Raw genomic sequence first — 11553 nt, forward strand, 5'->3', positions numbered from 1 at the left:
CCACCCGGCCGGGAGGCCGGGTGGGCGCCGTCATGCGCGGATCGCTCGGCGGTCAGGCGTAGGTCTCGTACTCGGCGACCTTCGGCGTGCCCGTCGAGCCGGTGATCTCGAAGGTCAGCTTCTGCAGCGACGTCGCCGGGAAGGAGATGAGACCCGCTCCCGTGCCCGTGGTCAGGACGGCGCCGGTATCGGCGTTGACGACCCGCCAGGCACCGATGCTGCCGGCGGAGCCGGACGCCTCGCGGATGACGATCTTGGATACGGAGGTGGCGGAGCCCCACTTGATCGAGATCGAACCGGTCGAGCCGACCGGCGACCAGTAGGTGCTGAGGTTACCGTCGCGGACGTTGCCGAAGCTCGTCCCGCTCGCCTTGCTGGAGCCGTCGGACCCGGCACCGATGCTGAGGTTGGTGCCGCTGGGCTGGGTCGGGGACGGCGTGGGAGTGGTCGGGGACGGCGTGGGGCCGGTGGGCGAGGGCGTGGGGTTGGTCGGGGACGGCGTCTGCGGCGAGCAGGAGCCGTTCGACACCTGAAGTCCCTTGTCGGCACCCGCCGTACGGCTCACCACGTCCGGCACGCAGCCGGCCGCGTCGAGGGTGTAGGCGTACGGAATGCCGACCGTGGTGTTGGACTGCGGGTTCGGACCGGCCGGCTTGTTGTCCGTACCGGGGCTCGACCACGTGACGTTGTCGAAGATGTTGCCGCTGACCTGCCAGTAGCCGGCGGCGTCCGTGTAGAACGTGCCCAGGACGTCCTTGGAGTCCTTGAAGTAGTTGTTGTCCACCTTGGCCCGCGCACCCGCGCGGGAGTTGATGCCGGACTCGTTCAGTTTCGCGTAGTAGTTGTTGTAGATGTGGGCGATGCCGCCGCGCAGCAGGGGCGCGCGGGAGTCGATGTTCTCGTACAGGTTGTGGTGGAACGTGACGAAACCGTTGGAGAGGTCGCTCTCGCTGGACCCGATGAGGCCTCCACGGCCCGAGTTGCGCAGGACGCTGTAGGACAGGGTCACGTACTGCGTGTTGTCCTTCATGTCGAAGAGGCCGTCGAATCCCTCCGACTCCCCGCCCGACGCCTCCAGGGTGACGTGGTCGACCCAGACGTTGCGGACGTTGCTCTCCATGCCGATGGCGTCACCGCCGTTGGAGGTGGGCGACCCCGACTTCTTGACGTTCCGTACGGTCACGTTCTGGATGATGACGTTCTTGGTGTCCCGGATGTGGATGCCCACCTGGTCGAAGACGGCTCCGCCGCCGACCCCGACGATCGTCACGTTGCTGATCTGCTTGAGTTCGATCACGCCGTCGGCGGTGGAGCAGCTGCCGCCCGACACCTTGCTGGTGTTGCCGTGGTTGATGGTGCCCTCGACCTCGATGGTGATCGGGGTGCTGCTGCTCGCCCGGCCGCACAGGGCCGCGTGGATCGCGGTCCCCGTGGTCGCGCGCACCGTCTGCCCGCCCGCGCCGCCGGTGGTCCCGCCGTTCTGGGTCGCGAATCCGGTGGCGCTTCCGGTCGCCGCCGCCGATGCCTCGGGCATCGCCAGCACGACGCCGGCCGCTGCCGCCACGGCCATCGTGGCCAGCGCCGCGTTGAGTCGCAGTGCGACTGGTCGTCTCATCCTGGTCTCCCATTCGTCTTCACACACCGGGTGGTCCTGCTCCGTGCCGTGGCGACGCGGCCTGCCGGCGAGGGGAACGCCTCCGCAGCGCACGGGTGTCGGCGCCCGTGCCCGGGTGTTCCTCTCGGCGTGGTCCGGTCCGGCCGACGACAGGGGTGCGGCTTGGACCTTGCGTGGCAGTGCCGGATCGTCGGCGGCTCGTGCGCGGGGTCGCGGAAACCACCGCGACGGCCGCCTCCACCGGAGCGATCCTTGTCACTCAGAAAGCGCTTTCTGGCCGCGACAATAGGACGGTGCCTGGGAGAGGGGCAAGGCTCGTGCAGCGACTTGTGCAATCGCTTTCTGCCGGCCGATGGCACACCGCTCGCAATGTCCCACGATGGTGGACAGATCCCGCCACGCGGTGCCGCCGGCCCGCCAACGAGGCTGAAACGGGGGAAAGTTGCGCAGGGCGGTGCCGACCGGTCAGCGGTCGTCGCACGCACGCTCCGAGCAGACGCTCGTGACCGGTGACGGCGGCCCATGGGATATGGCGTGCGGGAGCGAGGGGTACGGGCGGCGGGGTGGGCTACGGGGCACGGGCGGCGGGCCGCGGGCGGTGGGGGCTACGGGCCCCAGGGACGGGCGCGCGCGACGGGCCACGGACTTCCGGCTGCGGGGGAAGGGGTGTGCCCACGAGCCAGGGCTACGGGCTACGGGCTACGGCGACGACGTACGGCTGCGGCGCCTGGCGGCGCGCTGCGGCGGCCGGTCGCCGGTTCGCCGGTCACGCCGTCGACCGCAGCCGGTCCAGTTCACCGCCGATCTCCGTGCGCAGCGCGTCGTGGTGCGGCCCGAGCCGGAACCGCTCGTCACTCCACCGCTCCCGCGGGTGGAGCCACACAGGGGAGCCCACGACGTCGGGCGGCTCCCAGCCGTACCGCGGCCAGACATGCGCGTGCAGGAAGGGGTCCGTGTTGCCCAGGATCTCGAGGTTCACCCGCCGGAACGCCGGGTCCCGGCGCCGGCAGACACGCTCGACCGCCTCGCCGAGCTGCTCCATGTCGGTCAGGAAGGCCAGCCGCTTCGCCTTCGGCAACTCGGACAGCCGTTGCACCCGCGGATCGTCCACGAGGAGGACCGCGTAGCCGGGCAGGAACTGCACGTCCCCGATGACGGCGAAGCCCGCGGTCAACCGGCGGATGACCGTCGGGTTCTCACCCCGCCGGGCCGCCCCGATCCGGTCCGCCCGCCAGCCGTCGCCCATGGACGGAACGTACACCCGGAGGTCGGGGAGCGGTATCGCACCGCCGCGCGGGCGACGCCGGCCTCGGGGGCAGGAACGGGGTCGCGACTCGCGGACCGATTCGGCGCGGAGAGGCGCGGAAAGGCCGGGCAGTTCCGGATCAGCGCGTGGAGACGCGCGGAGGGGCCGCGTATCGGCGGCGGCTGCTCAGCATGCCCTCGGTGGAGAGCGTGAACACGTCCACGAAGTCGACCTGCTGCGGAGTGAGCCGGCCGATCGCGACCACGCAGTCACCGGAGGCCACGATCCGTTCGATGTGGTGGCGACAGCCCGGTGCCGGGCTCTCCAGCCGCGCGTCCTCGTCCAGCAGGGAGGAGAAGCCGTCGAGATCCCCCGTGTCGAGGTAGTGGTAGGCCAGCCGCACGTGGTCGACTCCGGAGTCGGTGATCAGACTGCTGGGCGGCAGCCGCCTCGCCTGACGACTGTTCATGACACGTCCTTTCGTACGCCCGCCTCCTGCCTTGCGGCGGCAGGTACCACCGTCCTCCGGCACCGCAACCTCGCACTATCGCGGGCCTATCACCGCCACCGGATCTCCACACCGTTTACAAATGCGGTGCGCGGCGGCAAAACTGACCTCCGCACTCGCGTCTTTCGGGTCGTTTTCGCTGCTTGTCTGTCGGGTTGGGGCGTGTTCCTTGCGGGGAGAGTCAGTGAACGTATCGCCCGGGGAGAGACCTCACGCTCCTGAGACCGTGGCCTTCCGCATCCTCGGGCCGCTCCACGTGCACGGCCCGAACGGGCAGGTGCGCATCCCGCCGGGGCGTCAGGAGGTGATTCTGGCCGCCCTCCTGCTGGAGGCGAACCGGGTCGTCAGCACCGACTACCTCGTGGACCTGATCTGGGAGGACGAGCCGCCGGACACCGCCCGGACGCAGGTGCAGATCTGTGTGTCACGGCTGCGGAAGCTGTTCGGCAAGGAGGAGGTGGCCGCGGCCATCACCACCCGGCCGCCCGGCTACGTCCTCAAGACGGAGGACGGCTCCGTGGACGCGGTGCTGTTCGGCCGGTGGATCGGTGACGCGCGGTCGCTCGGCAAGCAGGCCGTCGGCGCCACCGAGGCGGTCGAACTGCTGCGCCGCGCCGGCGCCCTGTGGCAGGGGGACTGCCTCAGCGGCATCTCCAGCGAGACCCTGCGCAGCAAGGCGCGGCAGCTGGACGAGGAACGGCTGACGGCCGCCGAGACCCGGATCGACCTGGAGCTGGAGTTGGGGCGGCACCACCAGCTGGTCGGGGAGATCCAGCTCCTCGTCCACGAACATCCCCTGCGGGAACGGCTGCGCGGCCGCCTGATGCTGGCGCTGTACCGCTCGGGGCGCCAGGCCGAAGCCCTGGACGTGTACCGGGTCGGTCGCCAGCTGCTGGTGGACGAGCTGGGGCTGGAACCGGGCGAGGAGCTACGGCAGCTGGAGACGGCGATCCTCGCCGGAGAGGTCGCAGCCCCACGGCTCTCGGGCCCCGGCGCGAGCGACCGGGCGCGTACGGCCCCGGGCCCGGGGTCCGGGCAGCCGGCCGACGGCGCCGAGCGCGGGCCCTACCCCGCAGCGCCGGGAGCGGGTGCCGGGGCGGGAGACCTGGGGGACCCCTTCGCGGGGACCGGCACCTCCGCGTCGGCGGGCCGTGGCACGAACGGCGGGCCCGGGAGCGGGCCGACGGCAGGGCTCGCCCCGTCGCGGACGGGGAGCGCAGACGCGCCCGGGGCGGTCTACGGGTCCGGGGCCGCCGGTGCACGGGAAGCCGGGTCCGGGGCCGCCGGCGTCCTCGGGGCAGGCGTCGGCCACGGGTCCGGGGCCGTCGGGCTCCTCGGGGCGGTCGTCGGCCACTCGTCGGCTGCTCCGCGCGCCGGGGCCCTGGAAGCGGGCCCCGCAGGCGAGTTCGGCACGGGCACCGGTACGGAGCCGGAGACGGGCTTCGCGCCGGAACCCGGCGCGCATGCCGGTCACGGCGAACGTGCCGTGAGCACCGGAGCGGACGGGGGCGCTCTCCGGCCCGGCGGGCCGGTGGCCTCCGCCGTACGCGAGCCTGCCCCGCGTCCCTCCGCCACCGAGGCGGCCGGTGCGCCGGTGGCCGCGTTATCCGCCGAGGTACCGCGACAGCTTCCCGCCGACACCGCCGACTTCGTCGGCCACGAGGCACGGATCTCGGTCATCGAGAAGACCTTGCTGGGGACCGGCGAGCGGCGGGCCGTGGGCCTCGTCGTCATCGTCGGCAAGCCGGGAACGGGCAAGTCCACGCTGGCCACGCACATCGCCCACCAGGCCGGCGAGAGGCACTTCACCGACGGACAGCTCTACTGCGACCTGCGGGGCACCAGCGGTGCTCCGGCGACGGCTGCCGAGGTGCTGGGCCGGTTCCTGCGCGCCCTCGGCATCCCCGGTCCGGTCATCCCGGACTCGCTGGACGAACGGGCCGAGATGTACCGGACGCTGCTCGGCTCCCGCCGGGTCCTGGTCGTGCTGGACGACGCCGCGTCCGAGAGCCAGGTGCGGCCGCTCCTGCCCGGAGCCGGTAGCTGCGCGGTGCTGGTCACCAGCCGGGTCCGGATGACCGGACTGCCCGGCGCGCACCGGGTGGAGCTGGACGTGCTCGGCACCGAGGAGGCCATGGAACTGCTCGTCCGGGTGATCGGCGAGGAGCGGGTGGCGGGAGAGCGGGTCGCGGCGGAGGCGCTCATCCGGACCGTCGGCGGGCTGCCGCTGGCGCTGCGGATCGTCGCCGCCAGGCTGGCGGCCCGGCCGCACTGGACCCTGGCCTCGATGGTGCACCGGCTGGCGAACGAGCGGCACAGGCTGGACGAGCTGACGCACGGCGAGATGACGATGCGGGCGAGCCTCTCCCTGACCCACGACGGGCTGGGCTCCGACGACCGGCGGCTCCTGCGGCTGCTGAGCCTGGCCCGGGGACCGAGCCTGCCCGGCTGGCTGGCCGGGGCCCTGCTGGACGACCGGCGCCAATTCCCGTCGGACCTGCTGGAACCGCTGGTCGACGTACAGATGCTGGACGTGGTCGGGATCGAGTCGACCGGCGGGTTCCGGTACCGCTTCCACGAGATCATCCGGGTGTTCGCCCGGGAGCAGCTGACCGCGCACGACGACCCGGCGACCCAGTCGGCCGCGCTGCGCCGGATGATGGGCGGCTGGATGGCGCTGGCCGAGGAGGCGCACCGGCGGATCTACGGTGGCGACTTCACCGTGCTGCACGGTTCGGCCCCGCGGTGGCTGCCGCCGGCGGCCCATGTGGACGAGCTGCTCGCCGACCCTCTGGAGTGGCTGGACAGCGAGCACGCCAACCTGGTCCAGGCGGTGGAGCACGCGGCGGCCGAACAGCTCGACGAGGTGTGCTGGGACCTGACGACGACTCTGGTCACGCTGTTCGAGACGCGGGGCTATCTCGACCACTGGGAGCGGACGCATCAGGTGGCGCTCGGCGCGGCCCGGTCGGCGGGGAACAAGCGGGGCAGCGCCGCCGTCCTGGCGTCGCTGGGCTCGTTGTACCTGAGCCGCAGTCAGCACGAGGAGTCGCGGGCGGCCCTGACCTCGGCCCTGGGGCTGTTCACGGAGATCGAGGACCGGCAGGGGCTCGCTCTGTGCCATCGTGACCTGGCGTTGCTGGAACGATTCCGCGGCCGTGAGCACCAGGCACTGGAGCTGTACGACCGGGCCTTGCGGGATTTCGATCTCGCCGGTGACGTGGTGGGCCGGGCGATCGTGCTCACCCAGAGCGCGCAGATCTGGATGCTGCGGGGGCAGAGCGCGGCCGCGCAGAGCCGCCTTGACGAGGCCCTGGGCATCTACCGGTCGGTCGGGTACACCGGCGGGCAGGCGCGGACCCTGCGGAGAGCCGGGCAGCTGCAGCAGCGCCAGGGCGAACTGAGCCGCGCGGTGGCGACGTTCACCGAGGTGCTGGAGCTGTGCCGGGACAGCGGGGACGTGATCGGCGAGGGGCATCTGCTGCGCGATCTCGGCCTGGCCCATGCCGGGATGGGGCAGACCGCGGCGGCTCGTGACTGTCTCGACCGGGCGCTGGGCATCCGGGAGCAGATCATGGACCAGGGTGGTGCGGCCATGGTCCGGCTCGACCTGGCGCGGCTGCTCGCGTCGGGCGACGGTCCGGGCGACCGGGACCGCTCGCAGGAGCTTCTGCACAGCGCGGTGCAGGCGTTCCGGGACCGGCGGATGGAGCCGGAGCTCGCCGAGGCGCGGCGGCTGCTGGCCCGCGGCTGAGGGCTGGGCGCCCGGGGCGACGGCCGGCCCGCCGAGGGCGGGGGCTGCTGGGGAGCGGTGGGGGGCCAGGGGCTGTTGGGGAGCGGTGGGTTGCCCGGGGCCGGGGGAGACTGCCGGGCGGCAGAGGGCGGTGAGGGCGCCGGGCGGCCGGGGAGCGCTCAGTCCCAGGGGTTGTTCTCGCTGGAGGGGGTCGGGGGAGACTGCCGGGCGGCAGAGGGCGGTGAGGGCGCCGGGCGGCCGGGCAGCGCTCAGTCCCAGGGGTTGTTGTCGCTGGAGGGGGTCGGGGTCGGCGTGGCCTGCTGCGTCGAGGAGGAACCGGTCGTCCCACCCGTCGGGGTGCCTTCGTCGGCCAGGGCCGCCTGGGCGCCGAGCAGTGCGGCTCCCGCCAGGGCGACGGTGACGACGGCGGCGCGGACGGCGTGGGCGATGGCCATGGGATCTTCCCTTCGGTCGGGGCGTCCCGCCGGGCTGCGGGGCGTCTCCTTCTTCGTGGGCACCACGCTAGGAACGGCGGGAATCCCCGGACCGCCCCCGCTCCTATCACGCAGTTATCACGGCATCGCGGAGGGCCGCCGGAGACGACGGATCGCAGGTGGGCGGTGATAGGCGGGGTGCGCGCAAGAGCCCCGACCCCTATGCCGCCCCGGGGGCCGCAGCCTCACGTGATAACAGCTGTCCCACGCGCACCACTGACACCACGGCGCTGCCTTTCGCTACGGCACGAACAGGTCGGCCGAGGTGACGGACCACGGCCAGGTCGGGGTCCGGAACGGATCCGTGATAGCGGCGCGGCGGCCGTCCCCCGGCACGTGGCCCGGTGGGCGGCGGGGTGGACGGCCGGGCGATGGGGGCGTGATAGCGGACTGCCGAGGATGGGAATCGTCACTCCTCACACCCCCCGGGAGCACACATGAATTCGGCCCTCACCGCCGGTCCCACCCAGGACACGCAGATCGGCGCACTGATACGAGCGCACCGGTTGCGGATGGGGCTGACCCAGCGGGAACTCGCCGACCTGTCGACCATCAGCGTCCGGGCGATCCGCGACCTGGAGCACGGCCGGGCCAGACGGCCCCGCACGGACACGGTGCGGCTGATGGCGGACGCGCTGCGTCTGGGACCGCGCGCCAGGGCCGCGCTGGAGGAGGCGGCACACCTCGGCAGAGCCCTGGGGGTCACCGCCGGGCCCCCTGCGCCGCCGGACGCCCCGCAGCCGCTGCTGGGACGGAGCACGGAGACCGAGACCCTGGTGCGGGAGCTCTCGCCGGACGGCGCCGAGCGGCTGACGCATCTGACGGGCTTGCCCGGGGTGGGCAAGACCCGGGTGGCGCTGGCCGTTGCTAGGTCACTGCACGGCTCCGGCATGCCGGTCCTGTGGCACGCCTTTCCCGGCGCGGCCCGTGAGTACCTGCCGACGGCGGCGGGCCCCTGGACCGATCTCACCGAGCGGCTGGTGGCCGGACTCTACGGCTCCGGGTCCGACGCGTCGGGCCCGGAGCCGGCGGGCGGCCTCCTGGGCGAGGGCCCCGTCCTGCTGGTGCTCGACGGGGCACCGGCCGGAGCGCCCCGCTTCGACCGGCTGACCCGGCTCCAGCACGAGGTGCCGGGACTGCGTCTTCTGGTGACCTCCGACGAGCCGTGGCAGGCCCCCGGTGAACGGCTCTTCCTGCTGTGCCCGTTGCCCGCCCCGGCCGCGGACGGCGGCGGTGGCCCCGGGCGGCCCGGCGATCCGGCGGACCCCGGGGCGGAACGCGAGCCGGCCGTCCGGATGTTCCTCGACCAGGTGCGGCGGGTGCGGCCCGGGCCGGCCGCATCGGCCGGTGCCGACCGGGAGCGGGCCGTACGCGTCTGCCGCCTCCTGGACGGGCACCCGGGGGCGCTGTCCGCCGCCGCGTCCTGGCTGGTCGTCTCCGATCTGGCGGCCCTGTGCGACACGCTGGAGGCGGACCCGGCGGCCTTCCTCGACCATCTCGGCGGGCGGGACGACCGGCTGCGCGCCTCCCTCCGGAACCGGATCGACCGCTTGCCGGCCGAGCAGCGCGCCCTGCTGACCGCCCTGTGCCCCGCGCCCGTCGTGTCCCCGGGCGCTCCCGTGGGCCTGCTCGCCGACCCGGGAGTCCCGCTGCCCGCGTTGGCGGCCCTGACCGGCCGCAGCCTGCCCGAGTGCGGCCGGCTGCTGCGCGAGCTGCTGTTGTCCGGTCTCGTCCGGGCGGCTCACCAGGAGGGGGCTTCCCGCTTCCGGGTGCCCGCACTGATACGGGCCCTGCTGCCCACGGCGGCAGTGTCCGCGCCGCAGGCAACTGCCGCCGTCTGAACTGCTCCCCAGGCACCGGGACAACTGCCGCCCCGCCACGGGCGGCACGGATTGGATGGGCGTACGCCGGAAGGACCGGGCACCCCCAAGGAGGCCCGGTCCTCGCCACCCTCGCGGCCGGTCCGCCGGCCCGCGCCCCGCCGGCGCCCCACCCCGTCTCGTACCGGACCCGCCGCGCCGAACCCGTCGTGACCGTCCCGTCCCCCGAGGAGCGCCCGCATGTCCCCCAAGGCCTCTGTACGGCTGCCGCTGTCGGCGGCTCAGCGCGACATCTGGCTGGCCCACGCGCTGGACCCCTCCGGCCGCCGCTACAACGTGGGCGAGTACCGGGAACTGCGCGGCCGGGTCGATCCCGAGCTGGTCACGGCCGCCTTCAGGCAACTCGCCCTGGAGACCGATGCCATGCGGGTCCGGGGCATCGGCGCAGACGAGGACGGCCCGTGGCAGGAGCTGCACGCCGACCCCGGCGACCAGGAGCTCGCGCTGGTGGACGTGAGCGGCGCCGACGACCCGGCAGCGGCGGCACGGGCCTGGATGGAGGCGGAACTGGCCCGGCCCTTCGACCTGGCCTCGGACTGGCTGACCCGGCATGCCCTGGTGAAGGCCGGGGAGGAGCTGTGGTTCTACTTCCACGGCTTCCACCACCTGGTGATCGACGGGGCGGGGCTCGCCCTGCTCGACGCCCGGCTGGTCGAGCTGTACGCACACGCCGAGGCCGGCGAGCCCTGGAGCCCCAGCCCGTTCGGGTCGCTCCCCGACCTCCTCGCGGAGGACGCCGCCTACCGGGCGTCGGAGGAGGCCGCGGCCGACCGGGCGTACTGGCGGGAACGTCTGGCGGACCTGCCGCCGTCACCGAGGATCGGCCACGGGCGGTCCGCCCCGGTGCCGGAAGGGTCGCTGCCGTTCGTCCGGCGGACGGTGACCCTTCCCGCGCCGTACGCGCGGCGGCTCCGGGAGACCGCCCGGGCGCACCGGGCGCCCTGGACGATGATGGTGATCGCTCTGGTCGCGGCGTACGTGCGGCGGGCCTCGGGGGTGCGCGTCGACGAGTTGACGCTCGCCCTGCCGGTGACCGCGCGCACCACCGAGCTGGCCCGGCGCACGCCGGGCATGGTGTCCAACGTCATCCCGCTCAGGCTCCCGGTCCCGGCCGCGGCCACTCTGGCCGATGTCCTGCGGTCCGTCGTGGGCGAGGCCCGGCAGGGGCTGCGCCGGCAGCGGACCCGGTTCGAGGAGATGGGCGGCGCCCCACTCGCGGGGGCGGACCGGCCGGGCGCGGCGGGCCGTCCGTCCGCCTCCCCGCAGGTGAACATCATGGCGTTCGCGCCCGGGATGCGGTTCTTCGGAGTGCCCACCACCCAGCACAACCTGGGGAACGGTCCGGTGGAGGACCTGGCGGTGGCGGTGTACGACCTGGGTCCGGAGGACGGGCTGAGGATCGACTTCGACGCGGCTCCGGAGACGTGCGACACCGCCTCCGTGGCCGCGCACCAGGACCGCTTCGTCCGCTTCGCCGGCACCGTGCTGCGCGACCTCGAACGCCCCCTCGACGAGATCGAGTTGCTGGACGGGGAGGAGCGGCGGCGGGTGCTGGAGACCTGGTCGGGCACGCGGGCCGCGGTGGACGACAGGCCGCTGACCGTACGGTTCGAGGAACAGGCCCGGCTACGCCCCGACGCGACCGCCGTCGTCTTCGGCGAGGCGCACCTCTCCTACTCCCGCCTCGACGCCGACGCCAACCGGCTCGCCCACCACCTGCACGCCACCACCGGCCTGCGCCGCGGCCACCTCGCCGGCATCCTCCTGGACCGGTCACCGGACCTGGCCGTCGCCATCCTCGCCGTACTGAAGACCGGCGCCGGATACGCCCTGCTCGACCCGGAGTTCCCCGACGAACGCCTCACCCGCACCGCCACCGACGCCGGCATCACCGCCCTCGTGACGACCGCGGGACACGCCCCTCGTCTCCCGGGCCCCTGGCCGGCCGTGCGGACCGACACCGAGGAAGCGGAGATCGCCGCACGGCCCGCCGGCAGCCTGGACGTGACGCCGACGCCGGACGACCCGGCGTGTGTGATGTTCACGTCCGGATCGACCGGACGCCCCAAGGGCATCC

The 11553-nt window shown here is 73.6% G+C and carries 7 protein-coding genes; 3 read left to right on the forward strand and 4 right to left on the reverse strand.

Translation table 11 applies throughout. The annotated features are described in order from the left end of the window. Positions 1-52 precede the first annotated feature (52 nt). From AB0K65_RS27250 to AB0K65_RS27260, 3 genes are all read right to left on the reverse strand, one after another. Positions 53-1615, reverse strand: a complete 1563-nt coding sequence (locus tag AB0K65_RS27250) for a pectate lyase (RefSeq protein ID WP_365720984.1) — start codon at positions 1613-1615, stop codon at positions 53-55. A gap of 766 nt (positions 1616-2381) precedes the next feature. Continuing rightward, the gene (locus AB0K65_RS27255; protein ID WP_365720986.1) at positions 2382-2861 is read right to left on the reverse strand and encodes a diadenosine tetraphosphate hydrolase; all 480 of its coding nucleotides are present in this window, start codon (positions 2859-2861) and stop codon (positions 2382-2384) included. A gap of 139 nt (positions 2862-3000) precedes the next feature. Beyond that, complete coding sequence (locus tag AB0K65_RS27260) at positions 3001-3330, reverse strand: nuclear transport factor 2 family protein (RefSeq protein ID WP_365720988.1); 330 nt, start codon at positions 3328-3330, stop codon at positions 3001-3003. A gap of 265 nt (positions 3331-3595) precedes the next feature. On the opposite strand from AB0K65_RS27260, the gene AB0K65_RS27265 reads away from it, so the two are divergent. Then, positions 3596-7123 (forward strand): BTAD domain-containing putative transcriptional regulator, encoded by a 3528-nt coding sequence (locus AB0K65_RS27265; RefSeq protein WP_365720990.1) that lies wholly within the window; start codon positions 3596-3598, stop codon positions 7121-7123. A gap of 248 nt (positions 7124-7371) precedes the next feature. Here the strand turns inward: AB0K65_RS27265 and AB0K65_RS27270 are convergent, their stop codons facing one another. After that, positions 7372-7557, reverse strand: coding sequence for a hypothetical protein (locus AB0K65_RS27270; RefSeq protein ID WP_365720992.1), 186 nt, complete (start codon positions 7555-7557; stop codon positions 7372-7374). A 476-nt stretch (positions 7558-8033) separates the two neighbouring features. On the opposite strand from AB0K65_RS27270, the gene AB0K65_RS27275 reads away from it, so the two are divergent. Together AB0K65_RS27275 and AB0K65_RS27280 are read left to right on the forward strand one after the other, a co-directional pair. Then, on the forward strand, positions 8034-9437 hold the full coding sequence (locus AB0K65_RS27275) for a helix-turn-helix domain-containing protein (RefSeq protein WP_365720994.1): 1404 nt from the start codon (positions 8034-8036) through the stop codon (positions 9435-9437). A gap of 219 nt (positions 9438-9656) precedes the next feature. After that, positions 9657-11553 (forward strand): condensation domain-containing protein (locus AB0K65_RS27280; RefSeq protein WP_365720996.1); only part of this gene is annotated, 1897 nt, incomplete at its 3' end.

This window comes from Streptomyces sp. NPDC053755 (genome assembly GCF_040677675.1).
GTDB lineage: Bacteria > Actinomycetota > Actinomycetes > Streptomycetales > Streptomycetaceae > Streptomyces.

Excerpts from the sequence above, each read along its gene's own strand:
- AB0K65_RS27250 (WP_365720984.1), bottom strand. The coding sequence starts at position 1,615 with ATGAGACGACCAGTCGCACTGCGACTCAACGCGGCGCTGGCCACGATG.
- AB0K65_RS27255 (WP_365720986.1), bottom strand. The coding sequence starts at position 2,861 with ATGGGCGACGGCTGGCGGGCGGACCGGATCGGGGCGGCCCGGCGGGGT.
- AB0K65_RS27260 (WP_365720988.1), bottom strand. The coding sequence starts at position 3,330 with ATGAACAGTCGTCAGGCGAGGCGGCTGCCGCCCAGCAGTCTGATCACC.
- AB0K65_RS27270 (WP_365720992.1), bottom strand. The coding sequence starts at position 7,557 with ATGGCCATCGCCCACGCCGTCCGCGCCGCCGTCGTCACCGTCGCCCTG.
- AB0K65_RS27275 (WP_365720994.1), top strand. The coding sequence starts at position 8,034 with ATGAATTCGGCCCTCACCGCCGGTCCCACCCAGGACACGCAGATCGGC.